Origin of the sequence: Pseudomonas sp. PDM09 (genome assembly GCF_014852305.1) — a bacterium.
GTDB lineage: Bacteria > Pseudomonadota > Gammaproteobacteria > Pseudomonadales > Pseudomonadaceae > Aquipseudomonas.
Map to the genome: position 1 here is coordinate 258,850 of NZ_JACVBI010000002.1, position 20,612 is coordinate 279,461.

Annotated in this window: 16 protein-coding genes and 1 pseudogene; 4 read left to right on the top strand and 13 right to left on the bottom strand. The window is 61.1% G+C overall.

Annotated elements, in window-relative coordinates; translation table 11 throughout:
• Positions 1-9: 9 nt before the first annotated feature.
• The 4 genes from IB250_RS05870 (at position 10) to IB250_RS05885 (ending at position 7,101) form a co-directional block, all read left to right on the top strand.
• Positions 10-2,526, top strand: a complete 2,517-nt coding sequence (locus IB250_RS05870; protein ID WP_192343361.1) for an efflux RND transporter permease subunit — start codon at positions 10-12, stop codon at positions 2,524-2,526.
• Positions 2,527-2,533: 7 nt separating this feature from the next.
• Positions 2,534-4,312: an acyl-CoA dehydrogenase C-terminal domain-containing protein gene (locus tag IB250_RS05875; protein WP_192343362.1), complete on the top strand. Its 1,779-nt coding sequence runs from the start codon at positions 2,534-2,536 to the stop codon at positions 4,310-4,312.
• Positions 4,313-4,343: 31 nt separating this feature from the next.
• A complete protein-coding gene (locus IB250_RS05880) occupies positions 4,344-5,987 on the top strand; it encodes a fatty acid--CoA ligase (RefSeq protein ID WP_192343363.1) in 1,644 nt (547 codons plus the stop codon).
• Positions 5,988-6,093: 106 nt separating this feature from the next.
• A complete protein-coding gene (locus IB250_RS05885) occupies positions 6,094-7,101 on the top strand; it encodes an Ldh family oxidoreductase (RefSeq protein WP_192343364.1) in 1,008 nt (335 codons plus the stop codon).
• Positions 7,102-7,221: 120 nt separating this feature from the next.
• Here the strand turns inward: IB250_RS05885 and IB250_RS05890 are convergent, their stop codons facing one another.
• From IB250_RS05890 to IB250_RS05950, 13 genes and pseudogenes are all read right to left on the bottom strand, one after another.
• Positions 7,222-8,802: an aldehyde dehydrogenase (NADP(+)) gene (locus IB250_RS05890; protein ID WP_192343365.1), complete on the bottom strand. Its 1,581-nt coding sequence runs from the start codon at positions 8,800-8,802 to the stop codon at positions 7,222-7,224.
• A 128-nt stretch (positions 8,803-8,930) separates the two neighbouring features.
• Positions 8,931-10,325 carry a fosfomycin efflux MFS transporter AbaF gene (gene abaF, locus IB250_RS05895; RefSeq protein WP_192343366.1) on the bottom strand — a complete coding sequence of 465 codons (1,395 nt, stop codon included), beginning with the start codon at positions 10,323-10,325 and terminating at the stop codon, positions 8,931-8,933.
• Between the two features lie 71 nt (positions 10,326-10,396).
• Positions 10,397-11,314, bottom strand: coding sequence for a dihydrodipicolinate synthase family protein (locus IB250_RS05900; RefSeq protein ID WP_192343367.1), 918 nt, complete (start codon positions 11,312-11,314; stop codon positions 10,397-10,399).
• A 115-nt stretch (positions 11,315-11,429) separates the two neighbouring features.
• Positions 11,430-12,458 (bottom strand): trans-3-hydroxy-L-proline dehydratase, encoded by a 1,029-nt coding sequence (locus tag IB250_RS05905; protein ID WP_192343368.1) that lies wholly within the window; start codon positions 12,456-12,458, stop codon positions 11,430-11,432.
• Positions 12,459-12,577: 119 nt separating this feature from the next.
• The gene (locus tag IB250_RS05910) at positions 12,578-13,300 is read right to left on the bottom strand and encodes an amino acid ABC transporter ATP-binding protein (RefSeq protein WP_192343369.1); all 723 of its coding nucleotides are present in this window, start codon (positions 13,298-13,300) and stop codon (positions 12,578-12,580) included.
• Entirely contained in the window at positions 13,293-13,943 is a 651-nt protein-coding gene (locus tag IB250_RS05915; RefSeq protein ID WP_007903724.1) for an amino acid ABC transporter permease, read from the bottom strand. Before IB250_RS05915 ends, IB250_RS05910 begins: the two co-directional genes overlap by 8 nt.
• Before the next feature lie 10 nt (positions 13,944-13,953).
• The gene (locus tag IB250_RS05920) at positions 13,954-14,619 is read right to left on the bottom strand and encodes an amino acid ABC transporter permease (protein WP_007903733.1); all 666 of its coding nucleotides are present in this window, start codon (positions 14,617-14,619) and stop codon (positions 13,954-13,956) included.
• Positions 14,612-16,390 (bottom strand): aconitase X, encoded by a 1,779-nt coding sequence (locus IB250_RS05925; RefSeq protein ID WP_192343370.1) that lies wholly within the window; start codon positions 16,388-16,390, stop codon positions 14,612-14,614. Before IB250_RS05925 ends, IB250_RS05920 begins: the two co-directional genes overlap by 8 nt.
• Before the next feature lie 10 nt (positions 16,391-16,400).
• Positions 16,401-17,219 carry a transporter substrate-binding domain-containing protein gene (locus IB250_RS05930; RefSeq protein ID WP_007903735.1) on the bottom strand — a complete coding sequence of 273 codons (819 nt, stop codon included), beginning with the start codon at positions 17,217-17,219 and terminating at the stop codon, positions 16,401-16,403.
• 360 nt (positions 17,220-17,579) lie between these two features.
• Positions 17,580-17,939: a DUF6124 family protein gene (locus tag IB250_RS05935; RefSeq protein ID WP_192343234.1), complete on the bottom strand. Its 360-nt coding sequence runs from the start codon at positions 17,937-17,939 to the stop codon at positions 17,580-17,582.
• A 562-nt stretch (positions 17,940-18,501) separates the two neighbouring features.
• Positions 18,502-18,663: pseudogene (locus IB250_RS05940) on the bottom strand (helix-turn-helix domain-containing protein); the annotation flags it as partial.
• Between the two features lie 255 nt (positions 18,664-18,918).
• Positions 18,919-19,278, bottom strand: a complete 360-nt coding sequence (locus tag IB250_RS05945) for a DUF6124 family protein (RefSeq protein ID WP_192343371.1) — start codon at positions 19,276-19,278, stop codon at positions 18,919-18,921.
• Between the two features lie 568 nt (positions 19,279-19,846).
• Positions 19,847-20,596: an AraC family transcriptional regulator gene (locus IB250_RS05950; RefSeq protein ID WP_192343372.1), complete on the bottom strand. Its 750-nt coding sequence runs from the start codon at positions 20,594-20,596 to the stop codon at positions 19,847-19,849.
• Between the last annotated feature and the right edge of the window lie 16 nt (positions 20,597-20,612).

The following is a 20,612-nucleotide window of genomic DNA, read 5'->3' on the forward strand; positions in this document are numbered from 1 at the left end:
AACCCAGACATGGGCAATATCAAACAAGAAACCATGCCGGTGATCCGCGATCTGCGGGATTTCGACCGCCATTCCGGCAACCTGCTGGAGCGGTTGGTGTTCAACTACCGTCCGTTGTTCATGCTGCTGATGGCGCTGGCCACCGTGGTGTTGGGCTACATGGCCGCAACGCGCCTGGAGCTGCGCCCCAGCTTCGAAAAGATGATTCCGCAGAGCCAGCCATACATTCAGAATTTCCTGGAAAACCGCCAGTCGCTGCGCGGTCTGGGCAACTCGGTACGGGTGGTGGTGGAGAACACCCAGGGCGATATTTTCGATCCCGCTTATCTTGACGTGCTCAAACAGGTCAACGATCAGTTGTTCGTTACCGAAGGCGTCGACCGTGCCTGGATGAAGTCGTTGTGGAGCCCGGCGGTGCGCTGGACCGAAGTCACCGAGGAAGGTTTCCAGGGTGGCCCGGTGATGCCCGATACCTACCAGGGCAAGCCGGAAGAAATAGAACAGCTGCGCCAGAACATTTCCCGCGCCGGTATCGTCGGCAGTCTGGTGGCCAGCGACTACAAATCGAGCATGCTCATCGTGCCGCTGCTGGACAAGGCCACGGCCAGCGGTCAGCGCATCGACTATCACGCCTTTTCGCAGATGCTTGAAGAGCAGTTGCGCGACAAGATCGAATTCGCCGGTGACAGCGCTGCGCGCAAGGCCGGGGAGGAGGGCAAGGGCCAGTATAAAGTCCGGGTGATCGGTTTCGCCAAACTGATGGGCGACCTGATCGATGGCCTGATCCAGGTGATGATGTTCTTCGGCCTGGCCGTCGTCACTTCGCTGATCATCATTTACGCCTACACCCGATGCGTGCGCAGCACCTTGCTGGTGGTCGGCTGCTCGCTGATCGCGGTGGTCTGGCAACTGGGCATCGTCGCCTGGCTGGGCTATGCCATCGACCCCTACTCGGTGCTCGTGCCGTTCCTGATCTTCGCCATTGGTGTGTCTCACGCGGCGCAGAAAATGAACGGCATCATGCAAGACATCGCCCGTGGCACCCACAGACTCATCGCCGCACGCTACACCTTCCGCCGTTTGTTCATTGCCGGCGTCACCGCGTTGCTGGCCGATGCTGTCGGGTTCGCGGTGCTGATGCTGATCGATATTCCGGTGATCCGGGACCTGGCGATCACCGCCAGCATCGGTGTGGCGGTGCTGATTTTCACCTCGCTGTTGCTGATGCCGGTGGCGCTGTCTTATGTCGGCGTTGGCACCAAGGCGGCCGAGCGTGCGCTGAAAATCGACACCCGTGCAGACGGGCACAAAGGCTTCGGCAAACTGTGGGACTTGCTCGACCGTTTCACCACGCGTAAGTGGGCCACGGGTGCGGTATTGGTCGCGGTGCTGATGGGCATCGGCGGCTTCATGGTCAGCTTGCAGTTGAAGATCGGCGACCTGGAAAGTGGCGCACCGGAGTTGCGTGCCGACTCTCGCTACAACCGTGACAACGCCTACATCACCAGCCATTACGCGCTGTCCAGCGACCTGTTCGCGGTGATGATCAAGACCGCGCCGGAAGGCTGCTTGAACTACAAGACGCTGGTCCTCGCCGACCGTCTGGCCTGGGAGCTGCAGCAGTCTGCGGGCGTACAGGCCACGGCGTCATTGGTCAACGCGGTGCGCCAAATCACCGCCGGTACTTATGAAGGCAACCCCAAGCTCAACAGCATCCAGCGCAATCAGGACGTGCTGAACTACGCCGCGCAGCAAGCCTCGGTCAACTCCCCGGAGTTGTTCAACACCGACTGTTCGCTGATGCCGGTGATCACTTTCCTCAAGGACCACAAAGCCGAGACCCTGGATGCCGTGGTGGGCATCGCCGAAAAGTTCGCCCGGGAGAACAACAGCGCAGATCGCCAGTTCCTGTTGGCGGCCGGGTCGGCCGGGATTGAAGCGGCGACCAACATTGTGGTGCGCGAGGCCAATCGCACCATGCTGCTTTACGTCTATGCGGCGGTCACGCTGTTCTGCCTGATCACCTTCCGCAGCTGGCGCGCGACCCTGGTCGCCCTGTTGCCACTGGTCCTGACCTCGATCCTTTGCGAGGCGTTGATGGTGGCCATGGGCATTGGCGTGAAAGTCGCGACCCTGCCGGTGATCGCATTGGGCGTTGGCATCGGCGTGGACTACGCGTTGTACCTGCTCAGCGTGCAGTTGCATTACCAGCGCCAGGGCCTGCCGCTGAGTCAGGCTTACCGCAATGCCGTGTCGTTTACCGGTCGGGTGGTGGGCCTGGTGGGCATCACTCTGGCGGCCGGCGTGGTGTGCTGGGTCTGGTCGCCGATCAAGTTCCAGGCCGACATGGGCATCCTGCTGACCTTCATGTTCCTGTGGAACATGCTCGGCGCGCTGATCCTGATTCCAGCCCTGTCGTACTTCCTGTTGCGTCACCCCGTTCCGCAAGCCCAAGTGGCGCAAGCCACTGAAACCGACACCTCTCAACGCCAGGGTATGCCCCATGCCCTGACCACTTCCGAGTAAGCCAACCATGTCTGATTACAAAGCTCCTTTGCGCGATATGCGCTTCGTACTCAACGAAGTCTTCCAGGTGTCCCGGCTATGGGCCCAGTTGCCTGGCCTGGCCGAGGTGATCGATGAAGAAACAGCCGCTGCGATCCTTGAAGAGGCCGGCAAAATCAATGGCGAAGTTATCGCGCCGTTGAACCGCAGCAGCGACGAGCAGGGCTGTACCTGGAGCAACGGCGCGGTCCAGGCGCCGGACGGTTTTGTCGCGGCCTACCAGGCATTCGCCGAAGGCGGTTGGGTGGGTGTTGGTGGCGATCCACAGTTCGGTGGCATGGGCATGCCCAAGGCGATTTCGGCTCAGGTCGAGGAGATGGTCAACTCGGCGAGTCTGTCGTTCGGCCTGTACCCGATGCTGACCGCCGGTGCGTGCCTGTCGATCAATGCCCACGCCAGTCAGGAACTCAAGGAACGCTATCTGCCGAACATGTACGCCGGCACCTGGACCGGTTCCATGTGCCTGACCGAGGCGCATGCCGGCACGGACCTGGGCCTGATTCGCACCCGCGCCGAACCTCAGGCCGACGGCAGTTTCAAGATCAGCGGCAGCAAGATTTTCATCACCGGCGGCGAGCACGACCTGACCGAAAACATCATTCATCTGGTGCTGGCGCGGTTGCCGGATGCACCGGCCGGTCCCAAGGGGATTTCGCTGTTTCTGGTGCCCAAGATGCTGGTCAATGACGATGGCTCGCTGGGTGAACGCAACTCGCTGTCCTGCGGTTCCATCGAACACAAGATGGGCATCAAGGCCTCCGCCACGTGCGTGATGAACTTTGACGGGGCGACCGGCTGGATCGTCGATGCGCCAAACAAGGGCCTGGCGGCCATGTTCACCATGATGAACTACGAACGTTTGGGCGTGGGGATCCAGGGTCTGGCGTTGGGTGAGCGTTCGTACCAGAACGCCGTCGAATACGCCCGTGACCGCCTGCAAAGCCGTTCGCCGACAGGCGCGCAGAACAAGGACAAGGCCGCCGACCCGATCATCGTGCACCCGGATGTACGACGCATGCTGTTGACCATGAAAGCCTTGAACGAAGGCGGGCGCGCGTTCTCCAGCTACGTGGCCCTGCAACTGGATACCGCCAAGTACAGCGATGACGCGGCAACCCGCACCCGCGCCCAGGAACTGGTGTCGCTGCTGACCCCGGTGGCCAAGGCGTTCCTCACCGACATGGGCCTGGAAACCACCGTGCATGGCCAGCAGATCTTCGGCGGCCACGGCTACATTCGCGAGTGGGGCCAGGAGCAACTGGTTCGCGATGTGCGCATCACGCAGATCTACGAAGGCACCAACGGCATCCAGTCACTGGATTTGGCCGGGCGCAAAATAGTCGGAAGCGGCGGGGCGCTGTACCGGCTGTTCGCTTCGGAAATCCGCAACTTTACCGCCAAAGCCTGCGCTGACCTCGGTGAGTTCACCAAACCGTTGAACGCCGCCGTCGACACCCTTGACGAACTGACCGCATGGCTGCTGGACCGAGCCCAGAGCAACCCGAATGAAATCGGCGCGGCGTCGGTTGAGTACCTGCACGTGTTCGGCTACACCGCGTACGCCTACATGTGGACGCGAATGGCCAAGGCTGCCATGAGCACGCATTCCAAAGACGATTTCTACGCCAGCAAACTGGCCACCGCGCGCTTCTACTTCGCCCGTCTGCTGCCACGCATCCACTCGTTGAGCGCGTCGGCCAAGGCTGGCAGCGAATGCCTCTATCAATTGGATGCAGAGCAGTTCTGAGCCCACGTAAAAAGGACCGGGAACCCCAACCATGATGGCGACAAAAATAATTCCGCCCGCCGATGGCGCCTATGCCTATCCCTTGCTGATCAAGCAATTGTTGCTGTCCGGCGTGCGCTACGAACCGGGGCGGGAAATCGTCTACGCCGACAAACTGCGCTACAGCTACCAGACCCTCAACCAGCGGATCCGCAGGCTGGCCAATGCCTTGACCGCTGCCGGCGTCAAGGCCGGCGATACCGTGGCCCTGCTCGACTGGGACAGCCATCGCTACCTGGAATGCTTTTTTGCCGTACCGATGATCGGTGCGGTACTGCATACCGTGAACATTCGTCTTTCGCCGGATCAGGTGCTCTTCACCATGAACCATGCCGAGGACGACCTGGTGCTGGTGCATGATGATTTCCTGCCGCTGGTTGAACAGATTCACGGACGGCTTGAAACCGTCAAAGGCTACCTACAGCTCACGGACGACATAGCCACTCGCACGTCGCTACCGGTGCTGGGGGAATATGAAAACCTGTTGGCCGGAGCCGCAGACCAGTACGACTTTCCCGATTTCGATGAAAACTCGGTGGCGACCCTTTTCTACACCACGGGCACCACTGGCGACCCTAAAGGCGTGTATTTCACCCACCGCCAATTGGTCTTGCACACCTTGAATGCCGTGGGCACGTTGGGCGTCTATCAAGGCCTGCCGTTGCTGCGTTCCGATGATGTGTACATGCCGATTACCCCGATGTTTCACGTGCATGCCTGGGGTGTGCCTTATGTCGCCACCCTGATGGGGCTCAAGCAGGTGTACCCCGGCCGCTACGAACCCAACAGCCTGGTCAGGCTGTATCGTGAGGAGAAGGTCACTTTTTCCCACTGCGTGCCGACCATTCTGCAAATGATCCTGAGCTGTGAAGAAGCAGACCAGACCCGTTTCGATGGCTGGAAAATGCTTCTGGGTGGCAGCGCACTGACGCTGGGAATTGCCAGCGAAGCGAGTGCCAAAGGTATTCAGGTACACAGCGGTTATGGCATGTCGGAAACCTGCCCATTGCTGTGCCTGACCTACCTGCGTGATAAGGACCTCGAACAGTCCACGCAAGCCCAACTGGCCACCCGCATCAAGACTGGCACGCCGGTGCCGATGGTCGACCTGAAAATCATCGATGCCAATGGCAATGACGTTGCCCATGACGGCGAGTCTCTGGGCGAGATCGTGGTGCGCGCCCCCTGGCTGACCCAAGGCTATTTGAAGGAGCCCGAAAAGGGCGCCGAGCTGTGGCACAACGGCTGGATGCACACCGGCGATCTGGCCTCCATCGACGCCTTGGGAGGGGTGGAAATCAAAGATCGAATCAAGGATGTCATCAAGACGGGCGGGGAGTGGATCAGCTCCCTGGAACTGGAAAGCCTGATCAGCGAACACGCGGCGGTGATGTCGGTCGCGGTCGTGGGCATTGCCGATGAGCAATGGGGCGAACGGCCGATGGCGCTGGTGGTGTGCGAGCCAGGGCAATATCTCGACCGCAAGATCCTGGAGGTGCATCTGCAAGGGTTTGTCGAGCGTGGGCGCATCAACAAATGGGCGATCCCCAAGCAGTTCAAGTTCGTCGCCGAGATTCCTAAAACCAGTGTCGGGAAGATTGATAAGAAGCTGATCCGGCAAAGTGAATTGGGGTGAAAGACGCGGTGCCCCTGTGCCAATTTCGTCATCCCTCGCGCCCAATCCCATCAAGCCACATCTCTGCGGATAGACCACCCTGACCGGTCTGTCCAAGGAGATGAGCATGATCCGACTGACCCTGATCGAAGCCCGCGAGTTGGCCGAATCGATCCTGTTGCACAACGGTTTTAATCTGGCCCACGCGCAAGCGGTGGCGGCGACGGTGATCGCCGGCGAGCGCGATGGCTGTGCCTCCCACGGTTTGTACCGGATTCTGGGCTGCGTGAATTCCCTGCGGGCCGACAAGGTGTCGGCCGATGCCGAGCCGCAGGTGATCGACCAGGCGCCGTCGATCGTACGGGTGGATGCCGCTGGTGGTTTCTCGCAATTGGCGTTTCAGGCGGGGCTTGGGTTGCTGGCGGAGAAAACCCGGGCCAACGGGATTGCGGCGTTGGCGATCAATCGCTGTGTGCATTTCTCGGCGCTGTGGGTGGAGATCGAGCAGTTGACCGCTGCCGGGTTGGTGGCGTTGGCCTGTAATCCGAGCCATGCCTGGGTGGCACCGGCCGGGGGACGTGTGCCGGTGTTTGGCACCAATCCCATTGCCTTTGGCTGGCCCCGTGCGGGGCAGGATCCGTTTGTGTTCGACTTCGCCACCAGTGCGATTGCCCGTGGTGATATCGAGTTGCATCGGCGTGCCGGCAAGGCGATTCCCGAGGGGTGGGGCGTGGACGCTGAGGGCCGGTCGAGCACCGATGCCAACGTCGTGCTCGACAGCGGCGCGATGCTGACGTTCGGTGGGCACAAGGGCTCGGCGCTGGCGGCCATGGTGGAGTTGATCGCCGGGCCTTTGATCGGTGATCTGACCAGTGCCGAATCGCTGGCCTATGACGCGGGCAGCAAGTCATCGCCCTACCATGGCGAGTTGATCATCGCGCTGGACCCGCGACGTTTTCTGGGTGCGGCCACCGAGGAACATTTGGCCCGGGCCGAAGTGTTGTTTCAGGGCATTGAAGGGCAGGGCGCGCGCTTGCCGTCGCAACGGCGTTATGCGGCGCGGGCGCGCAGTATGGTGGAGGGAGTACAGATTCCCGAGACGCTGTACAACGACCTGAACGCATTGCTGGCTTGAATGCGATGAAAATCCTGTAGGAGCGAGGCTTGCCCGCGAAGGCGGTGTATCAGACGACATCAATGGTGAATGTCGAGACGCCTTCGCGGGCAAGCCTCGCTCCTACGGGAGGTCATGTTTTTACAGCGGTTCGCGGTGGCTGTTGCCATCAACCAGTCGCGTAATGCCCAACGGGTTGGCGTTTTTCAGGGCGTCGGGCAGCAAGGCGTCCGGGCAGTTCTGGTAGCACACCGGGCGCAGGAAGCGCTCGATGGCCAGGCTGCCGACCGAAGTGCCACGGGCATCGGAGGTCGCCGGATAAGGCCCGCCATGCACCATGGCATCGCAGACTTCGACGCCGGTGGGGTAGCCGTTGAACAACACGCGGCCGACCTTTTGCTCCAGCAGTACCAGCAGATCGGCGTGTTCCTTCAGGTCCTGTGCTTCGCCAATCAACGTGGCGGTGAGTTGACCGTGCAAACTGTTCAGCGCTTGTCGCAACTCGGCCTTGTCGGCCACTTCGATGACGAGGGTGGTCGGGCCGAACACTTCTTCCTGCAACAGCGGATCACCCTTGAACAGCAGACTGGCGTCGGCCTTGAACAGTTGCGGCCACGCTTGATTGCCGTGCTGATCCTGGCCCGCCAGGCGGGTTATACCCGGATGGTCGAGCAAGGCCTGCACGCCTTTTTCGTAGCTGCCGAGGGTGCCGGCGTTGAGCATGGTTTGCGCCGGTTGTTCGGCCATCAAGGCACTGAGCCGCGCGATGAAAGCGCTGAAGTGAGGGGAGCGCATACCGATCACCAACCCCGGATTGGTACAGAACTGACCGCACCCCTGGACCACCGACGCCACCAGTTCACCGGCGATTTTCTCGCCACGCGCGAGCAGGGCTTCCGGCAATACCAGCACCGGGTTGATGCTGCTCATTTCGGCGAACACCGGGATCGGTTGCGGCCGTGCGGCGGCCATGTCACAGAGAGAGCGACCACCTTTTAGCGAGCCGGTGAAACCGACGGCCTGGATTGCCGGATGCTTGACCAGCGCTTCACCGACACCCGCGCCGTAGATCATGTTGAACACACCTTTGGGCATGTCGGTTTGCTCGGCGGCGCGGATGATTGCATCGGCCACGCGTTCGGCGGTTGCCATGTGTCCGCTGTGGGCCTTGAACACCACCGGGCACCCGGCGGCCAGGGCGGCAGCGGTGTCACCGCCGGCAGTAGAAAAGGCCAGCGGGAAATTACTGGCGCCGAATACGGCCACCGGGCCGACGCCGATCCGGTATTGGCGCAGGTCGACCCGTGGCAGTGGCAGACGTTCGGGCAACGCGCGGTCGATGCGCGCACCATAGAAATCGCCCCGGCGCAGAACCTGAGCGAACAGGCGCATTTGGTTGCTGGTACGACTGCGTTCGCCTTGAATGCGCCCGGTCGGCAGGGCGGTTTCGCGGGTGACCAGAGCGACGAATTCATCATCCAGCGCATCCAGTTGCGCGGCGATCGCCTCAAGAAATTCTGCGCGGCGAGTTGCCGGTAGATTGCGCAAGGCCGGGTAAGCGGCAGCAGCGGCCTGGGCGGCGGCGTCCACTTCTTCCACGGTGGCTTGCATGAAAGAGAAGGGCAGCACTTCGCCGGTGCTGGCGTCGTGGCTGTGCAGAGTGATGCTGCCGGCGGCGCTGCGGGCACCGCCGATGTAGTTGTGGCCGATGATCTCGGGCATGGAAAACTCCTATCAAAAAAGTGATCGGGACCTGTAGGAGCGAGGCTTGCCCGCGAAGGCGGTGTGTCAGACGACATCAATGGTGAATGTCCGACCCCGTTCGCGGGCAAGCCTCGCTCCTACAGGGCTCAGGCCAATGAATCACCCCGGCGTGTGGCCGGCGCGGCGCTATCCAGGGCAGCAATGCGCGCAGCGGATTCGGCATCCACCAGGTGCAACGACTTGCCACGGGTTTCCCGGGTCAGGCCGACGGCCACGATGGAAATCAACGCGGCGCCCACCAGATACCAGGCGATGGGTGTCGAGCTGTGATATTTGTTGAGCAGGGTGATGGCGATCAACGGTGCCAGGGAACCGGCGAAAATCGGCGCCACCTGGTAGCACAGTGAAAGGGCGGTGTAGCGCACGTGGGTCGGGAACATTTCGGCCATCAGCGCCGAGTAGGGCGCATAGGTCATCGACTCGATACCCAGGCCCAGGATGATCGCCGCCATGATCAGCCAGTTGTTGCCGGTGTCCATCATCGGGAAACCGATAAAGCCCCAGAACGCGGTGAGTACCGCGCCGGTCAGGTAGATCGGTTTGCGCCCAACGATATCCGACAGATACCCCATCAACGGAATCAGGAAGAAGTGCACCAAGTGCGCGCCGAACATCAGCAGCAGAATTTCCGAGGTGTCCTTGTGCACCACCAGTTTCAGGTAGGTGATCGAAAAGGTGACCACGGTGTAATAGAGGATGTTCTCGGCAAAACGTGCGCCAATCCCCACCAGCACAGCGCGCCAGTGATGACGCAGCACTTCGATCACGCCCAGCTGTTGCTGCTTGGTCTGCGCCTGACGGGCCTGGGCTTCCTTGAAGATCGGCGCGTCATCGACGCTGGTGCGAATCCAGTAGCCGATCAGCACCACCACCGCCGAGAACCAGAACGCCACACGCCAGCCCCAAGCGAGGAATTGTTCTTCCGACAGGTTCGACGACAACAGCAATAGGGCGACGGTCGCCACCAGATTGCCGGCCGGCACCCCGGCTTGCGGCCAGCTGGCCCAGAAGCCGCGACGGTTGTCGGGGCAGTGTTCGGACACCAGTAGAATCGCACCGCCCCATTCACCGCCAAAGGCAAAACCCTGGATCAGCCGCAGCAGCACCAATAACACTGGCGCGGCATAGCCGATGCTGTCGAAGCCCGGCAGGCATCCCATCAGGAAAGTGGTGATGCCGACCACAATCAGGCTCAATTGCAGCAGGCGTTTTCGGCCGAATTTGTCACCGTAGTGACCGAACACCAGACCGCCCAATGGACGAGCGAGAAAGCCGACTGCGTACAGGGCGAAGGCGGCGATGATGCCGTCGATGGGGCTGTCGGTCTGGCGGAAGAACAACTGGCCGAAGACCAGTGCGGAGGCTGTGCCGTAGAGAAAGAATTCGTACCACTCGGCAACGGTGCCGGCCATGGCGGCGGCCACTAGGCGTTTGAGTCCCGAGGGGGTGGTTGCGCTTTGCGTGTGTAGAGGATTGGACATGCTGGCGTTTCCTGTAGGGGCGCAAAAACAGGCAGCCGGGCCGGGTCCGCAAAGACCCGCCCGGCAATCACTCAGAGACCGACGTCTGGCAACTCCGGACGATTGGCCAAGGCCTTGGCCATGATCTGCTCGACGAACACCCGATCAGCTTGCGGCAGTGCCAGGCGTGGCGGACGGGTCAGCGCGCTGCCGCGACCGGCGATGGCTTCACAGAGCTTGATGCACTGCACCAGGTCGGCACGGGCATCGAGGTGCAGGATCGGCATCAGCCATTCGTAGATCGGCATGGCTTCGGCAAAGCGACCGGCCTTGGCCAGACGGAAGATGGTTTCGCCTTCTTTCGGGAACACGTTGGACATGCCCGAGACCCAGCCCTCGGCACCCACCGCGATGCTTTCCAGCACCACGTCGTCGAGACCTGCGAACAGCACGAAACGATCGCCGACTTCATTGCGCACGTCGATGAAACGACGGGTATCGCCGGACGAATCCTTGAAGCACACCACGTTGTCACAGTCGGCCAGGGAAATCAGGATGTCCGGGGTGACGTCGTTTTTGTAGATCGGCGGGTTGTTGTAGACCATCAGCGGTACGTCGGCGTTTTTCGCCACGTAGCGGTAGTGCTCGGCGGTCTCGAACGGCTTGGAACCATAGACCAGCGCCGGCATCAGCATCACGCCGTCGACGCCGACCCGGCGCACGGCATTGGCGACCTTGGCCGCTTGCACGCTGGTGAACTCGGCCACACCGCAGATCACTGGCACGCGACCCCGGGAGGCGTCGACCGCGACTTCGGTCACGGCGATTTTTTCTTCGGCGGTCAATGAGGTGTTTTCCCCCACCGAACCGCACACCACCAGGCCTGAGACGCCGTCACGGATCACGTTGGAAATCACCTGATGGGTTTTTTCCAGGTTGATGGAAAAGTCATCGTTGAATTGAGTGGTCACCGCGGGGAAGACGCCACTCCAGTTAATACGTTTGCTCATTGTTGCCTCCAGTTCGTTTTTGTATTTCGTATACGATATTTTAAATGCCAGTGACTCGGCTAGTGTTTTTTTCAATTGGTCAGGGGTTTTTGGTAGCCGTTGGTCTGGGGGCGTTTCAGGCACCCGGCCAGGTGTCTGACAAGCGATAGCCCTGTGGCCATGGATCGCTTGGATCGAGCAGCAATTGGTGGGTGCCGGTGATCCAGGCCCGGCCGGCAATGCACGGGTAGATCGCCGGGCGTCCGGCCACTTCGGTCAGGGAATCGATGCGGCAGTGGAATTCGGAACCGATGATCGAGCGGCCAATAAAGCGCTCGCCCACTTGCATCAAACCCTTGGCCTGCAGCACCGCCATGCGCGCCGAACAGCCGGTGCCGGTGGGCGAGCGGTCGATCTTGCCGGGTTGAATCACCACGGCGTTGGCACCGGTGGCAATGCCGTTCTCCATGACGATGGGCGCGGCAATCTGGCAGAAGGAAATGTGTGACCACTCGGGGTTCAGCGGATGGACGAAGCCCAGCTGTTCATTGGCCGCGCGAGTGATTTTCAGCCCGACCGCCACCAGGTCGGCAGCCTCATCAGGACGAATGGAAAAGCCCAGGCGCTCGGCGTCGGCGATCACAAAGCTGTCGCCGCCATACGCGGTGTCGACCTGCAACGAGCCAAGGCCTTCGACTTCGATCCAGGCGTCTAGGCGGTCAGCGAAGGAGGGCACGTTCTTGATTTCTACCCGCTCGACCTTGCCATCACGGCAATCGGCCACGGCCTCGATCAGGCCGCCGGGCGCTTCGAGTATCAGTCGGGTTTGCGGTTCGGTCATCGGCAGGATGCCGCTGTCGAGCAGCACCGTGGCCACGCACAGCGAATTGGAGCCGGACATCGGTGGTGTGTCCGCCGGTTCCATGATGATCCAGGCCATCTGCGCCCGCGGATCCTTGGCCGGCACCAGCAGGTTGACGTGGCGGAACACGCCGCCGCGAGGTTCGTTGAGGACGAAGTTGCGCAGGGTCTGATCCTTGGCGATCCAGCGCGATTGCTCCCACACTGTGGCGCCCGGTGGTGGGGCGACGCCGCCGACGATCACATCGCCGACTTCGCCTTCGGCGTGACAGCTGACTACGTGAATGACTTTCGATGAGCGCATGGTTTGCTCCTTGTTTTGTCTGTCAGGGCCCTTTCGCGAGCAAGCCCGCTCCCACACTGGATCTGTGTCGCACTGAAGATCAAATGTGGGAGCGGGCTTGCTCGCGAAGGGGCCATCAGTTACTTCACCGATTTCAGAAACGCCGCAGTCTCCGCATGCACCGGATTACCGATCACCTGATCCGGCGAGCCGATCTCGTGCACCAGGCCATTGCGAAAGAACGCCACGCGGTCGGACACATCGCGGGCGAAGCGGATTTCGTGGGTCACCAGCACCATGGTCATGCCGTCTTCGGCGAGCATGCGCATGGTGTCCAGCACCTCGCCGACCAATTGCGGATCGAGGGCCGACGTGGCTTCGTCGAACAGCATGTAGTCCGGCGACATGGCCAAGGCGCGGGCAATCGCCATACGTTGTTGCTGACCGCCGGACAACTTGCCCGGGAAGGTCTTGAGTTTGTCGCCAAGGCCCACATGGGTCAGTTGCTGCACCGCCAGCTCCTCGGCCTCGCGCTTGCTTTTACCCAAGACTTTGCGCGGCGCCAGCATCACGTTTTCCAGCACCGTCAGGTGCGGGAAGGCATTCCATTGCTGGAACACGATGCCGATTTTCTGCCGCAGGCGATTGAGGTCGGTGGCATTGTCGTGGACCTCGACGCCGTCGACGCGAATGCTGCCTTTCTGGATCGGTTCCAGGCCGTTGATGCACATCAGCAGGGTCGATTTGCCGGAGCCCGAACCGCCGATGATCGACACCACCTCGCCCTTGTTCACTGTCAGGCTGACACCCTTGACCACGGCGAGGTCGCCGAAGGATTTATGTACGTTGTCGATCTCAATCATTTTCTTGCCACCTTCTTTCCAGACGAGCGCCCAGGCGTGCGACCACCAGGCTCATGACGTAGTAAATAAGGCCCGCGATGCACAGCACCAGCAACGGTTCCTGGATGCGGGTGACGATGGTTTGCGAGGCGCGCAGCAGTTCGACGATGCCGATCCACATCACCAGCGCGGTGTCTTTCATCACGCCGAGCACCAGGTTCAACCAGCCGGGAAAAGCCACCCGGGTGGCCATCGGCAGGACGATCCAGCGCAGGTCCTGCAGGAAGCTCAGGCCCAGCGAGCGACTGGCCCGGCGCAGGGTGAACGGCACCGACAGCACGCCAGCGCGCACGATCTCGGTGAAGTACGCGGCGGCGTAAACCCCCAGCACAATGCAGCCGACGCTGAAGGCGCTGATGTTCAAGCCGACGATGCTTTTGAGCGAGTTGAACAGCACGAACTGGATCAGCAACGGCACGCTGCGAAACACATCCAGCACCCAGGCCAGGGGCAAACTGGCCCGCGGCAACAAGGCCCGCAGCAGACCGAAGAGCAAGCCGGCGAGGGAGCCGAGCATGATCGACCAGAACGTCAGTTGCAGCGTGACCCAGGCGCCATTGAGCAGGAACAACAGGTCATTGGAGGAAAAACCGGTGGCAAACATGGACAGCTCCTCAGTAACGGAACAACCGCCAGGCCATCAGCCGGGCTGCCGCGACGATCGCCTTGGCAATCAGGTAATACAGCACCGCTGCAATGGCAAAGAACTCAAAGGTGCGGAACGTTTTGACGTTGTAATCCTGGGTCACGCCGGTCAGGTCATTGTTCAGCCCGACGATCACCCCCAGCGACGTCATCAGCACCGCCCAGACCATTTGATTCGTCAGTGGGTAGAAGACGATCCGCAGCAGCTGCGGGACGATGATCATTCGATAGGCCTGAAAGGCGCTCATGCCCAGCGAACGTGCGGCGCGCACTTGGGTGTCCGGGACGGCCTTGAGGCCACCGCGAAAGTTCTCCGCCAGATACCCGGCATTGTTGAAGGTGATCCCGGCCAGCAGGGCGAGCCATGAACTGACGTGCAGGCCCAGCGAGCCGAGGCCGAAGTAGAGGACGTAGATCTGGAACAGCGACGGGGTATTGCGCGCGATCGATACCCAGCCGTTGCCGATGCCGCGCAGCAGCGGGTTCTTGCTTTCGCGCATCACGGTCAGGGCCAGGGCGATCAGTACGCCGAAGATCATCGACAGTGCCGCGGTCTCGAAGGTGACCAGGGCACCGGCGAGCATGTCCGGCAGGGCGCGCAGCGCTGAGCGCCATTGGAAGCTGTAGTCAAACATGCGCAGGGCTCTCCAGTAGGGCGGCAGGTTGTAGCCACGCCGGCAGGCGCCCGCTGGCGGTGGCATTGCAGGCGGCATCGACGCATTCTTTGATGCTGGCGAAATGCACCTTGCGGCCCACCAGGCCGGGTGCGTAATGGGCGTATTTGCCGGAGTTGGTCATCAAGGTTTTTGCGGCCAGCGGGATCACCGGTTCGCCGAGCATGCACCAGCAGGTATCGGTGACCAGGATGGCGCCGAAAGCTTCGATCACGGCGATATGCCCGGCTTCGCGAGCCTGCTCCAACACGGCGCGGCCGCAGGTAATGGCGAGGACCACGTCAGGGTGTTTGTGCCGACCGAGGCACAGCCGCGCGAGGTGGGCGAACTCGCTGAGGGAAAAGTGCGGGTTGCCCAGCGAGACCACATCCACCCGGCTGTCGCGGGCACTGTTGAGTTCGCGCCAGCTGACCAGCAGATCCTTCAAGAGGATGTGTTCCACCGGCATCGGGTTATCCGTGTCCAGCACTTGCGACGGGTCGATGGCCTCCGGGGTTATCCCGGCAATATGGAACAAGGGCGCGGCGGACGTGGTGGCAAATGCCGCGCCGAACGCTTTGAGGTCGTCCAGGCTCGGCTTGCGGTTTTCCAACCCGCGCACCAGTGGAATCCGGCTGCCCGCCAACGCGCCGATGTGGTAACCGAGCAGCGGGTAGAAGGCGTCATCCAGTTCACCCAAGGCGGGCAACTCGACTTGCAGGCCAGCCTTGCGTTGCGCGTCCAGGTGGCAGCCGATCAACGGGGCGCGACCAGTCAGCGCGATGCAGATGTCCAGGTAGTCCGGGTACTTCAGGGTGCGTGCGCCGAGCACGCTGTTGGCGTAGACCACCGCGTTGGATTCGGCCCAGACGATCTGCTCGCCAGCCTTCGGCGCGCTGTCGAGCAGGTAGGGCGCGCAGGTGAAACTCAGCTGTGCACCCATCGCCATATAGGCATCGCCCAAGGCACTGGCCGGTTCACCGAGGGCCGGGTCGATGCCCAGCTCGCGCCAGCGGCGCTGGTCCACGGAAATCGAATTGAGGGTGGTGGGCACCCGCACTGTTGCTCCCCATTGCACCAACTGTTGGGCAAAACGCAGGCTCGCAGGTCCCGTGTAGATGCAGCCGTCGATGTGCGCCTGGGTGACATCCACCAGATGGCGGGCACCTTGCAGTTCGGCCATGCGCAGGACGATCTGCATCGCCACCTGCGCGGCCTTGCCATGCTGGCCGTCGAGCAACGCCCGGTCGTGTTCGGTGAGTTCGATTGCGGTGGCGATATTGGTGCTTGGCAAAGGGTTGTCGAGTGCCTGCCAGGCATTGCCCGGCAGATGCTCGAACAGGCTCAGCGTTGTGTCCTCGACCCGAGCGAAGGCCTTGCCGCGCAGGGCGGCGAAGGCCTCCCGGCCGATGCACAGCACCGGCAGGGAACGCTCGAAAATGGTCTGTGCCACGAGCACGCCCAGGGTCAGGATCTCATCGGGCTCGGCCAGCACCAGTGCGGCCGGTGCGTGACCGTTGCTGATCAGTTCCATCAACACGCTACTGCCGGTGCACGAGCCGCGACCGCTGGGGATGGCCAGCACGCGGCCGGCCAGGTATTCGCCACTGAGCGGGTGATGACGGTCAATGATCTCGCCGCTATACGGATCGACCCCGCCCCAGAAACTCAACCCGATATCGGCGAACAGCAGGGCGCCCTCGGCGGCGCCCGCGACCAGGCTGCGACCGGTCAGAGAAGTGGGCCTAGGCATGCCGGACACCTTAGTAGTAGACCTGTGGCACGGTCAGGTTGGTCGGCGAGATTTCGGTGCCGACCCATTTGACGAACAACTCCTTGTAACGACCGGTGCGCACCTGCTGGTTGACGAACAGGTTGAGGTAATTGAGCAGGCCATACTCGTTGCGCTTGGCACCGAGGGAAACGTAGTCGATCACGTACGGCGCATTACCGGCGACTTTCAGGTTTTTGTATTTGCCCGACTTGAGAGTGGCGGCAGCCACGGTGTTGGTGACCACGGTGGCGGCGATATGGCCTTGGGCGACGGCAAGCAACGTGTCGTTTTGCGACTGATAGGCGCGGAAGGTGCCGGTGCCCCAGCTCTTCACGTCTTTCTCCAGGGCGATGGCCTCATAAGTGCCGCTGGTGTTGCCCACGGGTTTGCCCTTGAGGTCATCGAAGCTATTGATGCCGGTGTCGTCGCGGGTCAGCACCACCATCTGGAAGGCAAAGTAGGGCACGGTGAGGCCGACGGTTTTGGCCCGTTCCAAGGTGTCGGAGGTGGAGGCGACGATCACGTCGGCCCGTCCGGAGACCAGCGCCGGAATGCGATCCGGGAACGGCGTCTCGACCACTTCGGCATCGACCCCAAGGATTTTCGCCAGATCATGGCAGTAGTCCACGTCGAAACCGGCGGGGTTGTTACCGGCATCGCGAAAACCCATGGGCGGGAAATCCAGGGTCACGGCGCAACGCAGCTTGCCCGAACCGATGATGTCATCGAGCTTGTCGGCCTGGGCGGTGGCGATAAAGGAGGTACTGAGAACAGCGCTGAGGGCTACGGCAAATGCGGGGTTTTTCATAGAGGCCTCGTTGATGTGAAGTGCTGTTGGATATCGTATTGGGGATTTCGTATACGATATTAACAATAGCAATCAACGTGCCCATTTCCAGGTTGAGGCGCGAATTTAGTGTCAGGGCTTGAAGTAGAGGTATTGCGGTGCGTCAGGCGTGGTGCCGTGAGGGTCGAGGTCCGCAATGGCGGGTGTTACAGATGGGAGCAAAAGGTGTGCGGGGCGCCCCTTTAAGGAACACCGGCACCCTGCTGCATTCCCACGCTCCGCGTGGGAATGCAGCCCGGGACGCTCCGCGTCCCATCTAAAGCCGAACGCGGAGCGTCCGTTGAGGCATTCCTTTGCTGCGCGTGGGAACGATCATCCTCGCTAGCCTCGCGGGTCGAGGTTATCCAGCACCCGGTTCACCGCCAGCTCCCCGAGCATGACCACCGATTGAATCCCCAACATCATGTTGCGATGTGGCATGTCCATCAATCCGGCGAACTCACTGAGCATCATGCTCGCTGACGCCAGGGATTCGCAGGCGTTGACCAGCAGGGTTTCGTTATCGACCTCGGTGCCGACATGGTAAATGGTGCTGGGTTTGCGCTTGGTGTCTTTGGGGATGGGGGGCTTGAGGTAGTAATCGAGGGCGCGGTCGGCGGCTTCGTTGAGTTTTTTGGAATCGAGGGATTCGTAGGGGGAGGTTGGATCGGTTTCAGGTGGGTTGGGTGTAGGTTTGAACATAGATGAAGCTCCAAATCAGAAAAGAGGAGCCATCACCCTCGCTACCAAACGAAGGGGTGGTGGCCATGCGAAGGTTGGTAGACCGGTGACTTGGAAAACCGGCGCGCCCGAAGGCGCCCTGCGCATGGCCACCATAAACGCAGGCCGAAAAGGCTCTGCATCAGGTGCGCTATGCACGCAAGTCAAACCGGGCTACCAAACCCGATCGCTGTTTTTCAGCGACAGGCAAACGATAGAGCCCGGCCCTTTGGCGTACAAGCCGGCGGATTCTGGCGTAGTCGTAGGCAGCGGCGCAAGGATGTGTAGCCTGGGTGAGTGTCTGGAAGTGTCGATTAAACAGTGCTTGTTTAGCGGTCTGACACCGAGCCTTGTGGTGGCTGTACCGGCCTCTTCGCGAGCAAGCCCGCTCCCACAGTTGATTTGTGTCGGTCACAAATAATGTGTTCACAGAAGATCCAGTGTGGGAGCGGGCTTGCTCGCGAAGAGGCCCGGAAGAACACCCTTTATCTCCCGGCCAAACCACCAGAAAATGAATCCGGAACAAAAAATTGCGCACCTCCACCTAGCGTGGATTATCGCGAAACTGGCTCGGTGACAGGCTGGTCAAGGCACGAAACTGTCGGCTGAAGGCACTGTGGTCGGTGTAGCCGCAGCGCAGGGCGATTTCGGTGATGGGCAGGTCGGTGTGCAGTAACAGCCGCGAACCTTCTTCCAGATCCGAACGTAGAGCGTCCATTGAGGCATTCCCACGCGGGAGTGGGGGAATGATCAAAACCTGCGATCTTTTCATTCGGCTAGTCCGTTGTGGGAATACACCTAATGTGGCGAGGGAGCTTGCTCCCGCTGGGCTGCGAAGCGGCCCCAAACCCGGCAGTCACGGTTTTTCAGATACACCGCATGCTCAGGTTTTGCGACTGCTGCGCAGCCGAGCGGGAGCAAGCTCCCTCGCCACAAAAGCCCTATGGCCTCAGATCAATGGTCAGGACGGCGGATCGAGGTTATCCAGCACCCGATTCACCGCCAGCTCCCCGAGCATGACCACCGATTGAATCCCCAGCATCATGTTGCGATGTGGCATGTCCATCAATCCGGCGAACTCACTGAGCATCATGCTGGCTGATGCCAGGGATTCGCAGGCGTTGACCAGCAGGGTTTCGTTATCGACCTCGGTGCCCACATGGTAAATGGTGCTGGGTTTGCGCTTGGTGTTTTTGGGGATGGGGGGCTTGAGGTAGTGGTCTAGGGCGCGGTCGGCGGCTTCGTTGAGCTTTTTGGAATCGAGGGATTCGTAGGGGGATGTCGGATCGGTTTCCGGGGGATTGGGTGTGGCTTTGAACATGGTGAAGCTCCTTGATGACTGGAGCTGCCGCCGTTCGCGGTCAAACGAACAAGGTGGCAGCTGTACGCGGGTTGACCGACCGGACATCAAGGAATCCGGCACACCCGAAGGTGTCCCGCGCACAGCCACCGCGACACGATATTTCAGACAATGCCTGAATGAGGTCTTGGACGCTGGCGCGCCTTGATTGATTCGGACGGTCAAATCCGATCGCTGATTCGTCAGCGACCCGGAAACGATAGAGCCCGGCCACAAGGCATACAAGCCGGCGGATTCTGGCGTAGTCGTAGGCAGCGGCGCAAGGATGTGTAGCCTGAGTGAGTGTCTGGAAGTGTCGATTAAACAGTGCTTGTTTAGCGGTCTGACACCGAGCCTTGTGGTGGCTGTACCGGCCTCTTCGCGAGCAAGCCCGCTCCCACAGTTGATTTGTGTCGGTCACAAATAATGTGTTCACAGAAGATCCAGTGTGGGAGCGGGCTTGCTCGCGAAGAGGCCCGGAAGAACACCCTTTATCTCCCGGTCAAACCACCAGAAAATGAATCCGGAACAAAAAATTGCGCACCTCCACCTAACGCTGATTATCGCGATACTGGCTCGGTGACAGGCTGGTCAGGGCGCGAAACTGTCGGCTGAAGGCACTGTGGTCGGTGTAGCCGCAGCGCAGGGCGATTTCGGTGATGGGCAGGTCGGTGTGCAGTAACAGCCGCGAGCCTTCTTCCAGGCGCGCCTTGTGAATCATCTGCCGTGGGGTGAGCTGGAATACCCGCTTGCAGTGACGCTCCAGTTGCGCCACGGAATAGCCGGCGATGGCGGTCAGTTCGGCGAGGCTGATGGGGCGGGCGAAGTGGCTGCGGATGTGCGCATCCACGGCGGCGAGTTTCTGGAACGCGGGGTGGTTGGACTGGGGGGATTGCAGGTCGCGGGAGATCCCGGCCAGGCCAACGATCTTGCCCTGTTCATCCTGCAAGGCGAGTTTGTGGGTCAGGCACCAGACCGGTTGATTGCCGTAATACAGGTGCAGTTCCAGTTGGTCGGCCAGTTCGCGGCCGCTGGACAATACCCGTCGATCTTGTTCGGTGTACAGCGGGCCGAAGCGCTCCGGGAAAACCTTGTCGGCGGTGAGACCCAGCAACTCCTCGGGATGCTTGAAACCGCAACGCCGGGCCAAAGTCTGGTTGACGAAGGCGTAGCGAGCTTCGCTGTCCTTGATGAAAAACACCACATCCGACAGGGTATCGAGCAGCGGCGCGATCGGCTGCAGGCTGTTCAGCAGCGTTGGCAGGTCGCAGGGTTTGAAGGTGCTGAGCGAGGGATACATGGCGCTGGGGTCTGAG